Origin of the sequence: Leptospira selangorensis, assembly GCF_004769405.1 — a bacterium.
Taxonomy (GTDB): Bacteria; Spirochaetota; Leptospiria; order Leptospirales; family Leptospiraceae; genus Leptospira_B; species Leptospira_B selangorensis.
On sequence record NZ_RQES01000027.1, the window covers coordinates 14,063 to 33,095 of the forward strand.

General features: G+C 40.0%; 19 protein-coding genes. 12 read left to right on the plus strand and 7 right to left on the minus strand.

Annotated features, from left to right (window positions below; all coding sequences use genetic code 11):
• The first annotated feature begins 108 nt into the window (after window positions 1–108).
• Window positions 109–2,118, plus strand: coding sequence for a SpoIIE family protein phosphatase (locus EHO58_RS19145; protein ID WP_135680996.1), 2,010 nt, complete (start codon window positions 109–111; stop codon window positions 2,116–2,118).
• Between the two features lie 134 nt (window positions 2,119–2,252).
• A complete protein-coding gene (locus EHO58_RS19150) occupies window positions 2,253–3,947 on the plus strand; it encodes an FAD-binding oxidoreductase (protein ID WP_135680997.1) in 1,695 nt (564 codons plus the stop codon).
• Window positions 3,948–4,010: 63 nt separating this feature from the next.
• On the opposite strand, the gene EHO58_RS19155 is transcribed toward EHO58_RS19150, so the two are convergent.
• The 3 genes from EHO58_RS19155 to EHO58_RS19165 are packed head-to-tail and all read right to left on the minus strand — an operon-like array spanning window position 4,011 to window position 7,635.
• Window positions 4,011–4,775 (minus strand): enoyl-CoA hydratase/isomerase family protein, encoded by a 765-nt coding sequence (locus EHO58_RS19155; protein ID WP_135680998.1) that lies wholly within the window; start codon window positions 4,773–4,775, stop codon window positions 4,011–4,013.
• A gap of 17 nt (window positions 4,776–4,792) precedes the next feature.
• On the minus strand, window positions 4,793–5,602 hold the full coding sequence (locus EHO58_RS19160; protein ID WP_135626313.1) for a hypothetical protein: 810 nt from the start codon (window positions 5,600–5,602) through the stop codon (window positions 4,793–4,795).
• A 17-nt stretch (window positions 5,603–5,619) separates the two neighbouring features.
• The gene (locus EHO58_RS19165; protein ID WP_135680999.1) at window positions 5,620–7,635 is read right to left on the minus strand and encodes a tetratricopeptide repeat protein; all 2,016 of its coding nucleotides are present in this window, start codon (window positions 7,633–7,635) and stop codon (window positions 5,620–5,622) included.
• 115 nt (window positions 7,636–7,750) lie between these two features.
• Here EHO58_RS19165 and EHO58_RS19170 point away from each other — a divergent pair, with 115 nt between their 5' ends.
• Both EHO58_RS19170 and EHO58_RS19175 read left to right on the plus strand, forming a co-directional pair.
• Window positions 7,751–9,199 carry a hypothetical protein gene (locus tag EHO58_RS19170; RefSeq protein ID WP_135681000.1) on the plus strand — a complete coding sequence of 483 codons (1,449 nt, stop codon included), beginning with the start codon at window positions 7,751–7,753 and terminating at the stop codon, window positions 9,197–9,199.
• Window positions 9,186–10,298: a cysteine desulfurase family protein gene (locus EHO58_RS19175; protein ID WP_135681001.1), complete on the plus strand. Its 1,113-nt coding sequence runs from the start codon at window positions 9,186–9,188 to the stop codon at window positions 10,296–10,298. The genes EHO58_RS19170 and EHO58_RS19175 overlap by 14 nt, the downstream gene beginning before the upstream one ends.
• An 18-nt stretch (window positions 10,299–10,316) precedes the next feature.
• On the opposite strand, the gene EHO58_RS19180 is transcribed toward EHO58_RS19175, so the two are convergent.
• Window positions 10,317–11,465 (minus strand): deoxyguanosinetriphosphate triphosphohydrolase, encoded by a 1,149-nt coding sequence (locus EHO58_RS19180; RefSeq protein WP_135681002.1) that lies wholly within the window; start codon window positions 11,463–11,465, stop codon window positions 10,317–10,319.
• Window positions 11,466–11,587: 122 nt separating this feature from the next.
• On the opposite strand from EHO58_RS19180, the gene EHO58_RS19185 reads away from it, so the two are divergent.
• Genes EHO58_RS19185 through EHO58_RS19195 form a run of 3 tightly spaced genes read left to right on the plus strand, consistent with a single transcriptional unit; the run spans window position 11,588 to window position 13,332 of the window.
• On the plus strand, window positions 11,588–12,217 hold the full coding sequence (locus tag EHO58_RS19185) for a DedA family protein (RefSeq protein ID WP_135626308.1): 630 nt from the start codon (window positions 11,588–11,590) through the stop codon (window positions 12,215–12,217).
• A gap of 47 nt (window positions 12,218–12,264) precedes the next feature.
• Window positions 12,265–12,816, plus strand: a complete 552-nt coding sequence (locus EHO58_RS19190) for an HNH endonuclease (RefSeq protein ID WP_135626307.1) — start codon at window positions 12,265–12,267, stop codon at window positions 12,814–12,816.
• 24 nt (window positions 12,817–12,840) lie between these two features.
• Window positions 12,841–13,332 carry an LIC11661 family lipoprotein gene (locus EHO58_RS19195; protein WP_208728877.1) on the plus strand — a complete coding sequence of 164 codons (492 nt, stop codon included), beginning with the start codon at window positions 12,841–12,843 and terminating at the stop codon, window positions 13,330–13,332.
• Here EHO58_RS19195 and EHO58_RS19200 read toward each other — a convergent pair.
• Genes EHO58_RS19200 through fliS form a run of 3 tightly spaced genes read right to left on the minus strand, consistent with a single transcriptional unit; the run spans window position 13,329 to window position 14,683 of the window.
• Entirely contained in the window at window positions 13,329–13,811 is a 483-nt protein-coding gene (locus tag EHO58_RS19200) for a molecular chaperone DnaJ (RefSeq protein ID WP_135626305.1), read from the minus strand. The genes EHO58_RS19195 and EHO58_RS19200 overlap by 4 nt on opposite strands.
• Window positions 13,790–14,224 carry a hypothetical protein gene (locus tag EHO58_RS19205; protein ID WP_135626304.1) on the minus strand — a complete coding sequence of 145 codons (435 nt, stop codon included), beginning with the start codon at window positions 14,222–14,224 and terminating at the stop codon, window positions 13,790–13,792. Before EHO58_RS19205 ends, EHO58_RS19200 begins: the two co-directional genes overlap by 22 nt.
• A 6-nt stretch (window positions 14,225–14,230) precedes the next feature.
• A complete protein-coding gene (gene fliS / locus EHO58_RS19210; RefSeq protein ID WP_100724678.1) occupies window positions 14,231–14,683 on the minus strand; it encodes a flagellar export chaperone FliS in 453 nt (150 codons plus the stop codon).
• Between the two features lie 86 nt (window positions 14,684–14,769).
• On the opposite strand from fliS, the gene purN reads away from it, so the two are divergent.
• The 5 genes from purN to fsa all read left to right on the plus strand — a co-directional run bounded on the left by purN (window position 14,770) and on the right by fsa (window position 19,031).
• Window positions 14,770–15,396, plus strand: a complete 627-nt coding sequence (gene purN / locus EHO58_RS19215; protein ID WP_135681004.1) for a phosphoribosylglycinamide formyltransferase — start codon at window positions 14,770–14,772, stop codon at window positions 15,394–15,396.
• A 1-nt stretch (window position 15,397) separates the two neighbouring features.
• Window positions 15,398–16,939: a bifunctional phosphoribosylaminoimidazolecarboxamide formyltransferase/IMP cyclohydrolase gene (gene purH, locus EHO58_RS19220; RefSeq protein WP_086446381.1), complete on the plus strand. Its 1,542-nt coding sequence runs from the start codon at window positions 15,398–15,400 to the stop codon at window positions 16,937–16,939.
• A 1-nt stretch (window position 16,940) separates the two neighbouring features.
• Window positions 16,941–17,573, plus strand: coding sequence for a hypothetical protein (locus tag EHO58_RS19225; protein WP_135681005.1), 633 nt, complete (start codon window positions 16,941–16,943; stop codon window positions 17,571–17,573).
• 32 nt (window positions 17,574–17,605) lie between these two features.
• A complete protein-coding gene (locus tag EHO58_RS19230) occupies window positions 17,606–18,316 on the plus strand; it encodes a hypothetical protein (protein WP_135626301.1) in 711 nt (236 codons plus the stop codon).
• Between the two features lie 70 nt (window positions 18,317–18,386).
• Window positions 18,387–19,031 (plus strand): fructose-6-phosphate aldolase, encoded by a 645-nt coding sequence (fsa, locus tag EHO58_RS19235; protein WP_100707267.1) that lies wholly within the window; start codon window positions 18,387–18,389, stop codon window positions 19,029–19,031.
• Window positions 19,032–19,033: the final 2 nt, after the last annotated feature.

Sequence of the window (19,033 nt, forward strand, 5' to 3'; positions counted from 1 at the left end):
ACACAAGTTTCTTTACTCCAAATCAGTAGATGATAATTTTTGTTTAGACCCGGTTCTTATTTCCCACTTATTTTAGGGACTTGAACCGAACGGAGTTCGATTCAGTAGATGTCATATACTTCCTCCCGGGCAGGTAGTTTTCAAAACAAATGGAATTCTATTCTAGGTTTTTTTAAGAAGGACCCAGATCGAGAAGTGTATGAAAAAGAATACATTCATGATCTGAAAAGACAGAACCGCGCCATCCAGTATCCAGGTGCAGTACTTGCGATGTTTGTATGGTTGGGTTTCGCTTTTGGAACGGACCAAAAATTACATCCCGAATTTCCTGAACTTTTTTATTTCCGGATCGGATTCTCCCTAGTTGGAGTTCTTTGTTTAATTTTCCTTCTATTGGATACATTGTTTAGGATCCCCACTCGCAAATATAGTTTGGAAATGGCATATGTATTCATTGCCTACCTTCTACTTTGTACCTCCTTTTTCACGGGTAGAATTGCAGACGATCCAAATTACGTATCAGGACTACAGATCGCTCTTATCACGATCGTATTTGTTCCTCTTCCTAAAAATTCATATTTCGTATTTTTAATATTATCTTTCATTTCTTTCGTCAGTTCCGCCCTTATTTATTCTCCGAATTTGAGCACTCCTCAGGCTGCGTATTCCATGCAGAATCTTGGGATTGCATTCCTTCTGACCCTGGTCTTCTCTATAATCCTGGAAAGATATCGTTTCGTTAGCTTTGTAAGCAGATTTAAGATCCAAGAAAGTAATAAAGAAATTTCGGAAAAAATGCAGCAGATCCAGGCTTTAAAAGAAAAGCAGGACGGAGATTATTTTTTAACAGCACTTCTTCTCTCTCCTTTGATCAAATTAGACAATTCCGAAAATTCCGCGGTCAAAGTGGAATTCCTACTGGATCAATACAAAAAATTCTCCTTCAAGGAAAAAGATTACGAACTGGGGGGAGACTTCTTAAGCGCGTATATAGTAAAAATACAAGATAGAGATTACACTGCATTCATTAACGGAGACGCGATGGGAAAATCCATCCAGGGTGCAGGCGGTGCATTGGTCTTAGGTTCGGTATTTAATTCTATCATAAGTCGAACTAGACTTTCTCCGGAGATACAATCTAAGTCTCCGGAACGCTGGTTGAAAGAAGCGTTTATAGACCTACAAAATGTATTCGAAACGTTCGACGGTTTTATGTTGATCTCCGCGGTTTTGGGGATCGTAGAACATTCTACCGGAGCAATGTATTATATAAATGCGGAACATCCTTGGCCTGTATTATACAGGGATGGAAAGGCGATGTTTTTAGGAGCGGAATCCAATATTCGTAAATTAGGTATTTCCGAAATGTTCGGTACCAAGATCCAAGTCCAAACATTCCGAATGCTTCCTGGAGATACGATCTTCTGCGGATCTGACGGTAGAGATGATCTGGTATTAGAAGAGGATTTTTCAGGTAAAAGAGTGATGAACGAGGATGAGACAATCTTCTTAGCCTCTGTGGAAGAAAGTGGCGGAAAATTAAAAACGATCCGTAGATCCCTTATTAGTAGAGGAAAACTTTCGGATGATTTAAGTATATTATCTATTTCTTATAATCCTACCAGAAATCCTTATATGGAAGATAAAAAATCCATCTCGGAAGCAGAGTCCATTTTCCAAAAAGGAAACACAAAGGATGCAATACGAGTTTTGGAAGAAGGTTTAAATAAATCAGGCGTAGTTGGAGAACGTTATTTTCCTCAGGTTGCCAAACTTCTATCCAGATGGTACGATAAAATATCAGAATTCAAAAAAGCTGCAGAATGGGCGGAGAAGTCCCTATCCTGGGATCCTTCTGAAACAGAACTTTTATTTTATTCTTCTATACTTTGGAAGAAGGCTTATACGCAGAAAAAAGACTCTGAATATCTGAAATCAGCTGCGGAACTCGGTGAAAAGTTAAGGGTACGTTCTCCGAATCATTTGAAAAATCTGATCAACCTGTCGGATATTTATAGATTACTTGGCAATTCTTTCCGGGCGAAAAAATTATTGGATGAGGCATCTCTCCTTTCTCCGGATGATCCGAAGATCGCAGAGTTAAGAAAACGTCTATAGGATTTACTTTGGACTACCCATGTAGGAACTCCTACATCTGATATTTGATCTAGATCGAAAATCCTTTTTACCTTGCCCTCAGGGAAGATTCGTATTTATTGGAAACGTTTTTAATTAATCGGAGAAAGACTAAAATGTTCTACCACGAGCTCAATTCCAAAATCGACTATTCCAGATCCAATCTTAGATGGAATGCCTGGGGGGCAAACGATCAGGACTTCGGTAGAAAGGCTCAAATGCCTGAGATACTCAAACTTCTCCAAAGAGAATTTAAATTAGATTCTATCCGAGAAACACCTCCAGTTTCATTAGATGAGATCAAACTACCTAATGGCAAACTAAGCCCGAATGATATCAAAAGCCTAAGTGCAATCGTAGGTAAAAACAATTTCAAAAACGATAGATATGAGAGAATTTTCCATTCTGCCGGCAGAAGTTATTACGATGTATTAAGACTTCACTTCAATAGCTTAAAATCATTCGTGGACGGAGTAGTTTATCCTAAAAAAGATTCTGAGATTATTAAAATTTTAGAATACTGTTCTAAAAACAAGATCACTGTTATTCCGTTCGGTGGAGGATCTTCCGTAGTGGGCGGAGTCGAAGTGATCAAGGGCAAAGGACAAAAAGCAGTTCTTTCCTTGGACATGACAGAAATGACTGAACTTGTATCTTTTGATCCGATCAGTATGACTGCAACTTTCCAAGCTGGGATCTACGGACCTAAATTAGAATACGGACTCAACTTAAAAGGATACACCTTGGGGCATTTTCCTCAATCTTTCGAGTATTCTACTTTGGGAGGATGGGTCGCGGCAAGAAGTGCGGGACAACAATCCAATCGATACGGAAAGATAGAAGAGATACTAAGTTCCGTAAAACTCATCAGCCCGAACGGAACGGTAGAAACTTTAAGAGCACCTGCCGCTTCTATCGGACCAGACTGGAATCAGATCATCGCAGGCAGCGAAGGTCTTTTAGGAATTATTTCGGAAGTTACGATCAAGATCCATAAAATCCCGGAAACTAGAAAATATTTCGGACTAGTATTTCCAGATCTACTTTCTTCTATCAATTTTATCCGCAAAGCAAACCAAGAAGAGATCAAAACTTCTATGATGAGACTTTCCGATGCAAACGAAACTAGACTCTATGAATATCTAGGAGAACTTGGAAAGAAGAATACACCAATCCGCAAATTCAAAAAGTTCCTGCAGAATTCTTATCTAAAATCAGTAGGTATCGGTGAGAATAAATGTGTCGTTCTAGTAGGATTGGACGGATCAAGACAAGAAGTAGATCATTCTTTCGAAGGTCTCAAAAAACTTTGGAAAAAAGGCGGGGCGATCTTCGCAGGGGAAAAATTAGGTCAAAATTGGATCCATAGCAGGTACAATATGCCTTTCCTAAGAAATCATGTAATGCAGTACGGAATGGGAGTGGATACGATGGAAACTTCCAGTACTTACGATAAATTAGAGGATCTTCATAAAGCAGGAATTGAGTCCTTACAAAATTCCATCCCTGGCTCGATCGCTATGTGCCATTTATCTCATAGTTATCATGAGGGAGCTTGTTTGTATTATACGATCTTATTCCCGATGGATCCCAAAAAACCGGAAGAACAATGGTTTAAGATGAAAAGATCCGTTTCGGATACATTCACTTCTTTTAAAGCTCCGATCAGCCACCATCACGGAGTCGGTTTCGATCATAAAAAATGGTATGAGTCCAGCTTAGGAAAACCAGGTATAGAAGCTTTAAACGGGCTGAAAAAAGTATTGGACCAAAAAGAAATTCTGAACCCAGGAAAATTATTCCATTCTTAAAAATATGCCTAAAACGGCAGAGAGAAGCATAGAAGCCTGGGATTTTTCCCAGGCTTTTTTATTTTAGGTAAAGACTGGACGTCTTCTTTCCTGGATAGACTTCATTCCTTCCTGACCATTAGAACTAGCGATTGCTTGCGCAAGAAGATCCACATCTCTTTTTTCTAAAGTGTCAGCAAGCAAACGTTGAGAATCTCTAAGAGCAATTTTGACGCCTACTACTGATTCCATTGCCATGTCTTGGAATTGAGAGCACCATTTTCTTGCTTTCGGAATAATATCTTCCGGAGTTGCAGATTCTTCCACAAGTCCTACTTGAACAGCTTCGTCCGCTTTTAGGCCTCTTCCGCTATACAAAAGATCTCTTGCAGTTTTCATTCCGACTAGATCTTTTAAAACTGTTCCTGCTGTGGATGGAAAATTAATACCGATCAAAGACTCCGGAAAACCTAGTCTTCCTTTTTTCTCCACTAAAATTCTATAATCGGAGAATATAGCAATAACTGCACCCACTCCCATAGAGTGTCCATTCATTGCACAAACAACGGGTTTAGGAGAGAATAAAACTCTTCCGCAGGCACCGAGTGCTTCTCTGAGAACTTCTTTAATTTCTTCCAGATTTTTACCTACGAAAATCTCAGGATCGAATCCATTGGAAAAAAACTTATCATTTCTTCCGGAAAGAAGAATAGACTTAACGGATCTATCGTTTTCCGCCTGTTCGAGCACTTCCTTAAATTTGCGGAAAAACTCTCTTCCTAAAGAATTGGTCTCGTTTGTTTTTATATAAAGTTCTAAAATATGACCGTTTTTCTCTACGTCTAACATATTCATTTTCCTTAATATTAGAATCCGAACACTACTTGGTTCAACTTATCAGTTCGGGATACTTTTTTCATTTTAATTTCGATACGATTCTGGTCTGCCCCATCCGTTCTGGAGACGATACGAGTAATCGTGGTCTTAGGAGGAAATTCCACTTCTCCAAGAACACTTGTGACCGCCTTTACGTTTTTACCGCTGGAGTCCCATTCCACGGAACGGATCCCGTTTTCTGCGGTGTAGTAAGTCCATTCTTCTCCCGGTTTTCTGACCAGAACAATTCCATCGTTCGGCTGAACGAGCGTCCATTGTGGTTTGAATAATTCAGCATTTCTATTCGAAAGAAGATAGTAGATCACTGGGAAAGGAACTACCGTTTGTTTTCCGGTGCTAGGATCGGATAGAACGATATCATCCATAGTTTGTTCATGGATCTTATCCACGGAAACGGTTTTGATCCGAATTGTTTGGCCATCGCTAAACACTTTAGAAACACTGATCCCGAAAAGTTTGTCGGTTAGTTCAATTTGCATTTTGCCTGTCGGCTTATCATAGAAGATCTTCCCGGATAAAGAGAATACATCCTTCTTAGGGAAAAAATTCTGGATACGTATATCAAATTCTCCTGAATAAGAAGTATTCGATTCTTCTAATTTACGAAGGTTATCTAAGTATTTGGACCCTTCCTTGGATTTAGCGCTCCAAAATTTGATTTTCCCTTTTTGTCGGAAATTGATCTCTTCAATATCAGTGGTCACACAAAATTGAAATAATAGAATAAAACAGAATAATGATCCGAATCTAAAAATTCGAGTGAAATGGTTTGTTCTCAAAACAAGTCCTCCCGGTCTTAAGATTTATTTGAGACCGGATTCGTTCTTAACCTCTCCAATTTTTCTCGAATTCGAACTTTGTCTTCCTTCTTTTGGAAAAGAGTTTCTGATTTTTCCCAGAATCTTCTGGCATCCGCAAATTCTCTTCTTTCATGATGAACATCACCTAAATGTTCACAAATTGTAGGATCGTATTCGTTTTTATCCTGCAAAATTTGGAAGGCAAGATTCAAATGTAATAAAGCCTCATCTACTCTACCCTTTTTATAATAGATCCAACCCAAACTATCTTGGTAGGCTTCATTATCAGGAGCAAGTTCTACTGCTTTTCGGATAAGATCGAGTGCCTCATCCAGACGGATTCCTTTTTCGGAATAATGATAACCTAAATAATTATAAGCGATCGGATTTTCAGGATCTAGTTCCATAGACTTACGAAGATCCGCTTCCATTTCAGGAAGCCTTCCTAATTTTTCTAAAGTAGAAGCCCTGTAAAAATGATACACGGAAGATTTTGGTTCCAATCGAATTGCTTGTTCGAATGCACCTCTACTTTGTTCCAACTTTTCGGATTGGAATAGAACAATTCCTAAAAGATAATACGCATAATGATTATTCGGGTCATTTTTAAGAATATTTTGGATGATCTCTTCCGATTCCTGGACCTTTCCCGGAGGATTTCCTCTGAGCAAGAATGCAAGATGTAATTCATACTTTTTGGAATCTTCTGGAGAAGATGTAAATTGGATCGCTTTACGAACGGAAATGATGGATCTAAATACAGAACCGGATTGTTCGTAGACTCCGGCTAAAAAGTCATATTGTTCTGCGAGAATTCTTGGATCTAATTTTTCCTCTTCCGTAATCTTGATAGATTCCAGAAGTAATGTTTCCGCGAGTGTGGTTAATTGGGATTGCAGTGCGATCGAAGCTACTTCTACCAATTCACGGATATATTCTTTTTTATTAATATTTGGATCTCTTTTTTGGATCTCCAAAACCCCGAGTCGAATAGACAACCTTTTCGGAAATCTTTCTTTTAATGGGAAAAGTATCCTTCTTGCATCAGAGTATTTGGAATTCAGTACGGAATAAAGCCCGAATAGGACCCCGTCCTTATTCAGTTTTCCTTTTTTCTTTAGATCCTCAAAATAACCTGCCGCCATAGATCTACTTTCTATAAAATACATCTCTCCGAGCATCAATTCCACCGAGGAATTTCCCTGGATCTCTTGTAGAATTCTTTGTAATTGTTTTTTGGCCTGGGAAAACTTTCCTAACTGGTCTAAAATTTTTGCGAGAAGAAATCGGATCTCCCAATTTTCAGGCCTCATCTCCAGATAACCTGAAATATAAAAGAGCGCCTTCGTATTTTGGCCTAAGGCAAAGTATGTTTTTCCCAAAGATAAATATACGAATTCAGGATATTTCGGATTGGAATCTTTTTGTTTGATCAGATCACGAAGAGAACTTAAATACAAAACAGATTTTGCATCATTTTTCAGAGCAAGCTCTGCTGAACTTAATAAATAATAAAAATCAGGATCTTCTGAAAACTTACTCAGATGAGATTCTAAATAAGTAGCGGCCTTTTCATATTCTCCGCTGTTTAAAAGAATAGTTCCTTTTAAAATATAGGATTCCCTAAAATTAGGATCTGACTTTTCAGCCAAGTCTAGTTCGGAAACCGCGTCTTTCCATTGGCCCAAGTAATAATGTGCGAGTGCCTTATTCCAACGGAATACTGCGGAAACAGGAACTCCTACAGATTCAGAACATCGAATATAATCTTGGAAATTTCGGACTGCTTCTATGATTTCTTCCGTTCTTTCTCTTCCTTCAGAGTTTCTGGCCTTATTCAAATTCTCTAAACCGAGAGAATAATAATAGGCCGGCCAAACGGATTTAGCCCTTCCGGAAGAATCAACATCCCTACATACAAAAACGGAGTCAGTATTTTGGGGAGAAGCAAATAAACTGCCTGCATCCAGCACGGATACCAGAAGGATCGGAATAATGCTTGCGTGTTTCATAATCCCCGGACTTGTATAGGGTTTGGAATCGAAAAAAGCGAAATCTTCACTCTCTCTACTCTCAAGCGAGGGACTCTATTCGTCTAACGAATTTTCCGGAACTTAAGGAAAGAAATTGTTCAGCATTCTAAAAGAAAAGAAAAAGTTATTCTTAACACTTTTGTTGATTTGGACCCTGGCAGCGATCTATATCTATCCCAGGAGATTCCAGATTTTACGTTCCTTCGCACTTTGGTTGGAACCTCCTGTCTTAAATCCTTCCCTTTCCGCAAAATTGCAGTCCAAGGGAGACGATCTATTATCCGAAAAAGTAGAATACAGACAGATTGAACATTACCTGAGGACCGATCAATTATCCAGAGCCTGTGTCCGTGCCTTTAGAATAGGAAAAGAAGGTACTGGAGATATTTTCAGGGTACCAAGCTGGATGGAAGCGAAGCACCAAGGTTGGACCATTGAAAGGCTTGCAAATCCAAGCGAGACCAAATTTTCCACGGGAGAAAAACCTGTGGATCCTTTCGAATACTGGAAAGAATTCTACCAAATCCCTTTAGAAGCTTTAGATTATTATAAAAGAGCCTTAAACTATAACCCTTTTGACGGCTATAATTCTCCTCCAATCCAGGCAACTCTTGGAAAAGATAAACCGGAAATCGCAGGTAAAAGTCTTTTGGAGAAGATCAGAATTTCTTCTTTCGCTTCTTGCCGCCCGGAAGAAGCAATACTGGCACATTTCCAAGCCATCCAAAGAATAGAAGAACTAGTATTTGAAAAACTAAAAGAAGTAAAACCTCCATCCATTCCTTGGTGGAAAAAAATCCTGAATTTTTTCAGTTTTAGCTGCAATAAAGAAGAAGATGTGAATATAACTGAAGATCTTCCAAAAGAGATCCGGATCTGGAAAAAGATCACAGAATCCCAATCAGACCCAATTGTATTCTCAGAAGATTATCCGGATACTACTACATTAACAGCAAATAAGTATAAAACACTTCTATTAAAAACATTGGAATTGCTGAGATTAAGAACGGATGAATCCCATCCTTCTCTTTCTCCGGAAGAATCGGTTTCCTTATTCACAAGAGTTTTGTATTTTTCCTGTTCTAAAAGAACCATTCCTGCAGAAGCAAAATATTGGGGAGCAAGTGCAATCGCTGCAATACCATGTGAAGTTTCCGATACGGAAGGCGCAAAAGTATTTTATTCCAACTTGAACCGAAATGCTCAACTATTCTATAAATTAGGAGAAAGAGATTCTAATTATAGAAAAAAAGCAAAGGATATGTTCGAAGCGGTTTATCGATCCTCTTCTACAGATTTAGGGACCAGATTCCAAGCAAAATTAATGAGAGTCAGATGTCTATTGCACGAATCCGATTTTGACCAAGCACTCAAAGAATTGGATGCCTTGGATACCGAAGTCTATACGGTTGATCCAAATTATCGCAATGATAAGTCCGGCTATGAAGATCTGATCGAAGATAAAAAGAAACTATTGCAGTATACACTCCGTCGAAAAGGAAGATACGAAGAAGCAGACGATATTTTCGATGAAAAGAATTAAATACTTCGATTATAATGCGACCCATCCTCCTATTCCAGGTTTATTAACTAAGATCTTAGAAGAATATGAGGAAGATTTTTTTAATCCTTCCGGGCCTACTCGATTTTCTTTAGCAAGACAAGGCAAAATTGAAGAAGCTAGAAAAGTATTAGCTAAACTTACAGGAAAAGATCCTAAAGGGTTCGTATTTACATCTTCCGGAACGGAAGCGGATTATTCCCTTATATACTTTGCAAAACAATTTGTTAAAACTATAGCCTATTTATCTCCTTTTGAACATGCCGCCATGTATTCTTCTTTTAGAAGTTTAGGAATTCCTTATAAAGTTTTAAACACCGATAAATCAGGACTTGTCTCGATTTCGGAATTAGAATCCAATCTGAAGAATGAGCCGGGACCTGTATTTGTTCTGCATGCAGGCAATGAAACAGGAGTGATCCAACCGATCCAAGAATTAGCGGAAATTTCCACAAAATATGGAATGCCATTTTATTCCGATCTGATCCAATCATTCTCTAAAATTCTGGTTCCTTTTTCGGTTTTGAACGGATTTACATTCTCCGGACATAAAATCGGCGGTGGATTAGGATCTTCCGTTTTATGGTTCGATCCAAAATTTCTACCGGAAGGCGGAGTCTTCCAAGGAGGAAATCAGGAGAATGGACATAGAGCGGGTACGGAAAATTCTCCTTCTATTTTAGCTTTGGCAGAAGCGACAAAAATACAATTCGCCGAAATGGAGAATAAAAACAAAAGATTGGAATATTACAGAAATAAGATAGAATCCAAACTCAAAAGTTTAGGTGCAGAGATTGTCGCGGAAAATTCTCCAAGACTATTTTCCACAACATTTGCACTACTTCCCTTGGACGATCTTGACTTTTTTATGATGGGAATGGAAGAGAAAGGATTTGCAGTTTCTACAGGATCTTCTTGTAAATCTAGATCAAGAGAAGCGGCTCCTTCCTTATTAGCAATGGGCTATTCTAATGAAGAAGCTTTGAGAGCGATCCGTATCTCTACCGGTCTATATACTACGGAAGAAGAAGTGGATTCTCTTTTGGTTGTTCTAGAAGAAACAATTCTTTCTATTCGCTAATAATCTGCAGACTGAAGATTATTTTCCTAGACTGGATGCCATTTCTTCTGCGTATCTGTCGGTCATTCCGGCCACGTAGTCGCATACACATCTTTCCAGACCTTCTTTTTGGATCCTTCTCTTATAGGTTTCCGGAATAGAATCAGGCTGCTTTCTAAAATGAAAGAATAATGTTTCTATCATATCTCTTCCTTTATCGCTTGTGACTACAACGGAAGGATGTCTATACAACGTTTTGTACAGAAAAGATTTTAATTCCCTGACCTTTTCTCCATAAGATGGTTCATAGGTCGCGATCCTTTTTCCTTCTTGGTAGGCAAGGTTCAGATCAGAACGATTTGAAATTTTCCAATCAGATATCCTGGATTCAATTGTCGAGATCATATTAGAGACCATACTATTCGTTAGTTCCCGAATGATTGTACGAACAAAAACTTTCCCATCTAGTTTAGGGAACTTACCTTTTACCATTTCAGAAGTTTCTGCCCAGAGAGAAAGAGAATCCAGATCTTCCGCTTTTAGATAACCCATTTCCAAACCGTCATCGATATCATGGCTTGTGTATGCGATCTCGTCCGCTACATCTGCGCATTGTGCTTCTAAACTTGGACCTTCGTTTTTTCTTTCTTTTCCCAACATAGAGCCGTCATATTCCGCCCCATGTTTCATCATTCCTTTTAAGGTCTCTTTGGAAAGATTGAGTCCAGGGAATTCCGGATAACGTGTCTCTAATATAGTAACAATTCGAACCGATTGTTTATTATGTTCGAACCCGCCGAATTCTCCCATTAGGTCGGAAAGCATATCCTGGCCTGCATGTCCGAAAGGTGTATGCCCTAGATCATGAGCGAGTGCAATCGTTTCTGCAAGTAAAGAGTTGAGCCCTAATGCTGAGGCGATCGTTCTAGAAATCCCTGCAACTTCTAGAGTGTGAGTGAGTCGATTACGATAATTCTCCCCTACCGAATAAACGAATACTTGGGTCTTATATTGTAATCTTTTGAATGCACTTGAATGAACTACCCTATCTCTATCTCTCTGGAAAGGGATACGGTACGGGTGTTCTTCTTCCTTGTATTCTCTTCCGCCAGTTTCGTCCTGCAAAACTGCATACCCTGCTAGTAGAGAATTTTCGGCTTGGATAATCTGGTTTCTGTTTTTTTGCACCTGAAACCAATTTGGAACCTAAAAAGACCAAAAGCAAGTCAAACAAATCTAGTTTTTCGATTCCAATTTGTTTAGGAAAAGTTTCACTGGTGCAATTCTAGTCGGAACAAATAGAAGCATTCATGGATCTAGTTAATATCCCGGATTTAGTCAATTTTTTTTCCCGCTTTGGGAATGAGTTCGCTTACTTAGCGGTTTTCTCCACTCTTATTCTTTGTGGTTTCGGTCTTCCGATTCCGGAGGATATCTCCCTGGTTTCCGGCGGAGTTCTAGCTGGTTTAGGATACGCTAACGAACATGTAATGTTCGGTGTAGGTATGGCCGGAGTTCTTGTAGGAGACGGTTCTGTATTTTTACTCGGAAGAGTTTTTGGTGAGAAGGTACTACAAATTCCTTTTATCGCCAAATTTTTAACCCCGGAAAGATTTTCCAAAGTTCAGGAGAAGTTTTCCCAATACGGAAATTGGGTCGTTTTTATGGCTAGGTTCATGCCTGGGCTTAGGATGCCAATCTATCTAACGGCTGGAACCTCAGATCGTATCTCCTTCTTTCGGTTTTTGTTTTTGGATATGTTCGCCGCTGCGATTTCGGTTCCGATCTGGGTTTATCTAGGCCATTATGGTGCAAAAAATTTGGACCAGCTTAGCAGCTTGGTCCACCAAGGACAAATTACAATCTTTGCATTATTAGGAATTCTTGTATTAGGCCTCATTCTATATTTCACGATCAAAAAGAAACGTTCCGGGAAATAATACTTTTACTCGACATAATTTTGTGAATCTATACAGTTTGGTTAGATATGGATGTTCTAACCCAACCTGTGTTGGTGCTGAACGCGACCTATGTCCCGGTTGCGATCCGAACCGTTAAAGACGCCGTAATCCTTCTAATTCTCAGAAAAGCAGAACTCATTCGAGACGAAAAAGGCCTATTTATCAGGTCTGAAAAACTTAAATTCACAACTCCTAGGATCATCCTACTTACAGACTATTATAAGGTCCCTAAACGTAAGCATAAACTCTCTAGAGAAAATATATTCTTGAGGGATGATCACGAATGTGTGTATTGCAAACGTAAACTGCCTTCTTCCAAACTTACCTTAGATCATGTAATCCCTAAAAGTCGTTGGGAAGAGATCCCTCGGGAAAAAAAACCAAAGGACTATCATACCTGGGAAAATCTGGTCACTGCCTGCAGGGACTGCAATAGCAAAAAAGGAAACAAACTTCTGCAAGAACTCAAGTGGGAAGTACCTGAAAATCGGTCGACAAACAAGAGACGTTTTCCACAATTTTCAGTATCCACCCAATTGGTCGAAAAATTCGGCTGGGCGGACTATATACGCAGCTAAATGAATCTTTTTTTATCCAGAAGAATGAGCAGATTCTTCTCTACCTTACTATTCATCTTTTCCTTATTCTCTTGTTATAATTATTCCACGAATCGGATTGTAACCACTCCACCTACCTTGGTAGGAATTACTTTGATCGGTACCGGAGTATATGAACTCAGACTGAGAGCCGGAAATCCGGAAGCATTTTTTAGCGGTTATACTTTATATACTGGAAGTACTTCGGACGCATCTAGGAACCCTGCCGATTTTTCTTCCGGAAAAGCATGCCAACTTCCTTTGAACTTACTTCCAAACCAACCAAAAGAATATTCTATAGAAGTAAATCCGACTGCAGGTCCACTTGCAGTTCCCGGAGCAGGAGAAAATACAAACAGAGTATGTAAGATTGTGGCTACTTTAAATTCGGGAGATTACTTAACTCTTAGATCCTCTGTGATCTCTTTGGATTTAAATAGTGGAACAAAAGATATTTATGTATTCTCCATGCCTTCGAATACATTACAAGTTCCTTAATCTTTAAACCAGACGTTTATCTTTTTAAGAGTAGTTTCGGTATCTTCTTTCCAGATACTTTTGGGAAACTTTTCCAAGAACCCTTCTAATTCATTTTTAGCCGTTTCTAATTCCTCTCTTAAACGTAGAAGCGCAGGATTGTCTTCCTTTTTGAGATATACCGGATTTCCATCGGTGAACTGAAAATATTTTTCGATCGCTTGCGCGGCTTTTTGTTTGGCTAGTTTATAAAACTGAAATCCTTCCGGATCTTCTTTAGAATTTTCTAAAATTACAAAAGGGTCATTTTGTAGGGAAGAAAGTAAAACATCCCTCAGTTGGACCAATTCCTTGAATAAAATATCCGTTTCGTATTCGCCTGAATCCGGATGATATTTACGAGAGAGTTCCCGGAATCTGCTCCGGACTAGATTTGCGTCGAATTTTTTGGGGAGTCCGTAAAAGTCCAGGGCACGGCTTAGCAGGTCCCCGTCTTCCAACCTAATTTCCTATGAGCTAGGAATTTTTTGAGTTGGATCTTGGATTGAACCAAGTTTAACTCTTTGCGATATTCCTGCAAAATGATCTCCATCTTTTCCCCTACTTGGGAATTCAAATCCCTGGACTCCTCCAATTTTTGGAAGATTGTATCAGAGAGTCGAATAATTTCTAAGGTTTGCGGAGAAGATTCTTCTAATTGTTCTATCTTGCGGTCCAGTCGTTTCATCTTTTCGACAAGGTCCGAATTTTGGATTTCCAATTTGGCAGTGCCTTCTCCGTCTCCGAAACCAAGAATTTCTAATTGGCGTTTTTGAAGTTGGATCAGTTTATCCAAAAAGGAAATTTTTTCCTCATAATAGGAGGAAAGTTTTTCTTCCATAGAATTTAGACTTTTAGAAACCCTTCCCGCCATTGAATTTTAACCTTGGAGGGAAAGTCCAGTTCCTCTAGAACCGGCGGAAGGCATAGGGACCACGGAAGAAGTTTTTTCCTTCTTCTCAATTTCTTCCCAAGCAAGTTTTAGGTCTTCCAGATATTTGATGATTTCGGAAAGGATCTCGCTGTCCTTCTTCATATTGGCTTCTAATAAGCGCTTTTTAATATAAACGTAAATGCCAAGAAGGTTGTTTGCAACCTCTCCCCCGTTTTCCATATTGAGGGCAAGCATTAGCTCAGTCACTATCTCTTGGGCTTTTAGGATATTATTATTCACCACGTCGTACTTGCGGGGTGTATTATTCTCGATGGCAACGTTCAGGAAGCGAATTGCTCCTTCATATAACATCACGATAAGCCGGCCCTGACTCACAGTAGAAATTTCATTGGATTTATACTGTTCGACGGACGCCGTCGATTTTCTAGCAAGTGACATGTGTCTCTCCTGAAATACTTTTCGACAAAATTCCGGACCGCCTTAACGTGGACTGGTAATTCTTAGCGTATCGGATGCGAAAATTCTTGGCAAGCCTGATTCCCAAACCCAGAAAAAAGCTTGTCTTTTTGGCCTCCGGGCGGGGGAGCAACCTAGAAGCTGTCCTTCAGGTAATCCAAAAGGGAAAAATCCCCGGAAATCCGGCTTTTTTAGTCACTGATAACCCTGAGGCCCCTTCTATCCAGATCGCTGCCCGCCATAATGTCCCGGCCAAAATTTTAGACTTCAAATCTTATTCCAAAAAAGAAGAATACCATCTGGACCTTCTCCGCACCCTGGAAGAGATCTCTCCGGATCTGATCGTGGCCTGCGGGTATATGAGAATCCTTAAGCCGGAAATCATCCGAGCCTTTCGTAATAGGATTATCAATATACATCCTTCTCTGCTTCCTTCCTTTACCGGTTTGCATGCTCAAAAACAGGCATTCGATTATGGAGTGAAGTTCGCGGGTTGCACCGCTCATTTTGTGGACGAGGGTGTGGATTCAGGTCCTATCATTTTGCAGGGAGTTGTTAAAATCGAGGAAGGAATGACCGAAAGAGAATTGACTCTTGCCATTCTCAAAGAGGAACATAAAATCCTGCCCCTCGCGGTTAAACACTTCTGCGAAGATCGGCTCCTCATTAAAGACAGGAAGGTCTCAATCCTCTAGCATGATCAAAATCACTCGCGCCCTTATTTCAGTTAGCGACAAAACAGGACTTATCGGATTCGCTAAGTACCTGGAATCTAAAGGAGTGGAAATCATTTCCACTGGTGGAACCCTCAAAACACTTACCGAAAACGGAATCAAAGCAATCGCAATAGACGATTATACAGGGTTTCCAGAAATTTTGGATGGAAGAGTAAAAACTCTCCACCCTAAGGTCCATGGAGGACTCTTGGGTGTGACCTCCAAACCGGAACACAGACAGAAGATGGAAGAATTAAAAATTCCTAAAATCGATCTGGTAGTTGTGAACTTATATCCGTTCGTGCAGACTGTTTCCAAACCTGGGGTTCATCTGGACGAAGCAATCGAAAATATCGATATCGGCGGACCTTCTATGATCCGTTCCGCTAGTAAAAATTACAGACATACGGTAGTGGTTACGGATCCGAACGATTATAAAACTGTCGAAGAATCCATGAAGGTAAACGATGGTTCCGTGGATGCGGACACTTCTTTCCTTTTAATGAGAAAAGCATTCTCTCATACTGCAATGTATGATACCGCAATCTCTTCTTGGTTCAATAAGCTTGCCGGAGAGAAGTTCCCGGACATCCTGAATCTTTCCTTTACCAAAAAACAAAAACTCAGATACGGAGAAAACCCTCACCAGGGGGCCGCATTCTACGAACCTTTGTTTACCAAAAGCGAATTTTCTCCACTCCAAGGAAAAGAATTATCTTTTAATAATATGTTGGATTTTGATGCGGCATTCCATATCTCCGCACTTCTTCCTGACAATACCGTATGTATCATCAAACATTTGAATCCTTGCGGGATCGCTTACGCGGATGATACACTAGAAGCTTTCCGTCTAGCCAAAAGAACTGATCCTATTTCCGCATTCGGCGGGATTATAGGGATCAAAGGAACGGTCACCGGAGAATTGGCGGTTCTTATCGGAGAGACATTTGTAGAAGGTGTGATCGCTCAGAAATTCGAACCTGCTGCTTTGGAATATTTCTCTAAAAAGCCGAATGTTCGTTTGATTGAGATCGCAGATTTCCAAGAAGCATTGGATGAAATGGATCTCCGACCGATCCATCATGGAATTCTTCTACAAGATAGAGACTATGCAACCATTACGGAAAAAGATCTGAAGATCGTTTCTAAAAAACAACCTACCGAAGAAGATATCAGAGGTTTGATGTTCGCTTGGTCTACCGTAAAATTTATCAAGTCAAACGCGATCGTTTATACGGAAGAGAACGCAACCTTAGGAATTGGCGCAGGGCAAATGTCCAGAGTGGATTCGGTTCAACTGGGTGCAACCAAGGCTCTAAACGTAGGACTTTCAGTTGTAGGTTCTTATGTAGCGAGTGATGCATTCTTCCCTTTCAGAGATGGAATAGATGCGATCGCAAAAGTAGGAGCAAAAGCAATCATCCAACCCGGAGGTTCTATCCGGGACGAAGAAGTGATCAAGGCGGCCGACGAGCATGGGTTGATCATGGTGTTCACCGGCATGAGGCATTTTAGGCATTAACATGGAATTCTTTCTCTACCTGATCTATTTAGTTATCACGTTAGTAATTGTTTCCTTAGGAGACTATTATTTCGGACTTATCTACCTGAGCGGGAAAGATACTTTCGAAAAACAGGAACTTACTGATTGGGCGAGAATTATTCCTTCTAAGATCGTTTCCATTTTTGAATCTGCGGGAAGTCTTCAATATGGACTTCTTGCATTCGGACTTTCCGCTTTCTTCGCATATGTCTGGACTCTTACTGGAGGGCTTATCGGCTCTCCTCATTATACGGATTCTTTTGGAAATTATTTCTTTCTGTCCTTTTTAATGCCTGTATTAGTCCTCGCATTCTACTCTTTTATTTCTTCCGAAGTTTTAAGAGCTGCCAGGATTTCTAGAAACAGCGGATCCTTTCTAGCAAGACTACTGAACCAAGAGATCCCCCTACTTTCCGGGATATTTATCTCAGTGATCGCCTCCAATCTGGCGGTTTACGGCCTCTATCATGAGATTTCCTTTTTATTCGTTCTTCCGAATGTACTGATCTTACTGGTCCTTCTTATCTTAAGATGGAACGGAAAGGTGAAATTCGGCGGAATTCGTGTAGATAGAGAGGAAGAAGATATAGAGGATTTGGGGGAAGATTCCTAATTCTTGTTTGGTTTTCTGCCGATAGTTAAAGAATGAAAGGGCAATCCATCTACCTGTTCTTATTCTCCTTACTCCTGCCTTGGAGTTCAGTATTCTCACAATTTCCGGGAGATAATTCCAGAAATAACGGCTCCAAGCCGACCTTAGACGGATTTGCAGAAGTCTCCTGGGAAGCATCTTATGGGCAAGTCAGAGACAAGTTTTTATCCTTAGCAGCCAATCCTCAAAGTGACGAAAAAATAGAAGTAGTTCATGAAGATAAGGAGAAGTCCCTACTTGTAAGAAGAAATGGGATCTTCTATCTATACCGTTTTTATTCCACTCCTAAATTGGTGCTTGATTCCCGTCCAAAAGACAAGAACCAACCTCGCCCTGAAAAAGAAACTTCTCCCGACGAAGACGAACATCTGGAACCAGGTAAATTATTCTCTGTTGGAGTTTCTTTCCGTTATCTTCCAGGCAAAGAGGTTCAGTCCAAGCTGGAGAATAAATACGGAAAACCCAAAAAAGAGACCTTCGATGATAAAAAAATCGGTGGGGCTGTAATTTGGGAATTAACCGACGAAAGACAGGCACCTCCCGCAGGTGGATTTATTGTCCAGTGGAAGGAAGCTTATAAAAAACAACCTTTTACCAGAAGAGTGGATTATTTCAGCTCCAAGGTAAAGGCACAGATCGAAAAAGAATACAAAGAGTTCTTCTCTGCGGAAGAAATCAAAACTTTAAGAGATCTGATCCCGTAAGAAATCCTTGACCGAAGGCACCTAAGGCCGCCACTATCCAGAGAGATTCAAAATCTTTCGGAGCATTTACGTGGAATTATATTTAGATACAGCCAATGTGGACGAGATCAAAGAGATCGCGTCCTACGGTCTTTTGGACGGAGTTACTACAAACCCATCACTGATCGCTAAGTCAGGTCGTAGCTTTAAAGAAGTGATCAAAGAGATCTGTGCGATCGTACCTGGTCCTGTAAGTGCGGAAGTACTCGCAACCAAACATGAGGACATGTTAAAAGAAGCAGACGAATTAGTAAAGATCGCTCCAAACGTGGTCATCAAAGTTCCTTTAATTCCGGAAGGATTAAAAACTGTAGTAAAACTGACTGAGAAAGGAATTCCTACAAACGTAACTCTTTGTTTTTCCGCACCTCAAGCACTTCTCGCAGCAAAAGCGGGAGCAACTTATATTTCTCCATTTATCGGTCGCGTAGACGATACATCTTGGGATGGAATGGAACTTATCTCCGAGATCAGAGAGATTTATGATAACTACGGTTACGAAACTAAAATTTTAGCTGCTTCCATTAGAGGACCAATCCATTTGAAAGAGTCCGCTCTTCGTGGAGCTGATTGCGCGACTATGCCGATTTCCGCTTATCAGCAGTTATTCAAACATCCGTTAACTGATATCGGTTTGGAAAAATTCTTAGAAGACGCTAAGAAACTGAAGTGGTGATT

Excerpts from the sequence above, each read along its gene's own strand:
- EHO58_RS19145 (WP_135680996.1), top strand. The coding sequence starts at position 109 with ATGTCATATACTTCCTCCCGGGCAGGTAGTTTTCAAAACAAATGGAAT.
- EHO58_RS19150 (WP_135680997.1), top strand. The coding sequence starts at position 2,253 with ATGTTCTACCACGAGCTCAATTCCAAAATCGACTATTCCAGATCCAAT.
- EHO58_RS19155 (WP_135680998.1), bottom strand. The coding sequence starts at position 4,775 with ATGTTAGACGTAGAGAAAAACGGTCATATTTTAGAACTTTATATAAAA.
- EHO58_RS19165 (WP_135680999.1), bottom strand. The coding sequence starts at position 7,635 with ATGAAACACGCAAGCATTATTCCGATCCTTCTGGTATCCGTGCTGGAT.
- EHO58_RS19175 (WP_135681001.1), top strand. The coding sequence starts at position 9,186 with ATGAAAAGAATTAAATACTTCGATTATAATGCGACCCATCCTCCTATT.
- EHO58_RS19185 (WP_135626308.1), top strand. The coding sequence starts at position 11,588 with ATGGATCTAGTTAATATCCCGGATTTAGTCAATTTTTTTTCCCGCTTT.
- EHO58_RS19190 (WP_135626307.1), top strand. The coding sequence starts at position 12,265 with ATGGATGTTCTAACCCAACCTGTGTTGGTGCTGAACGCGACCTATGTC.
- EHO58_RS19195 (WP_208728877.1), top strand. The coding sequence starts at position 12,841 with ATGAGCAGATTCTTCTCTACCTTACTATTCATCTTTTCCTTATTCTCT.
- EHO58_RS19205 (WP_135626304.1), bottom strand. The coding sequence starts at position 14,224 with ATGGCGGGAAGGGTTTCTAAAAGTCTAAATTCTATGGAAGAAAAACTT.
- fliS (WP_100724678.1), bottom strand. The coding sequence starts at position 14,683 with ATGTCACTTGCTAGAAAATCGACGGCGTCCGTCGAACAGTATAAATCC.
- purH (WP_086446381.1), top strand. The coding sequence starts at position 15,398 with ATGATCAAAATCACTCGCGCCCTTATTTCAGTTAGCGACAAAACAGGA.
- EHO58_RS19225 (WP_135681005.1), top strand. The coding sequence starts at position 16,941 with ATGGAATTCTTTCTCTACCTGATCTATTTAGTTATCACGTTAGTAATT.
- EHO58_RS19230 (WP_135626301.1), top strand. The coding sequence starts at position 17,606 with ATGAAAGGGCAATCCATCTACCTGTTCTTATTCTCCTTACTCCTGCCT.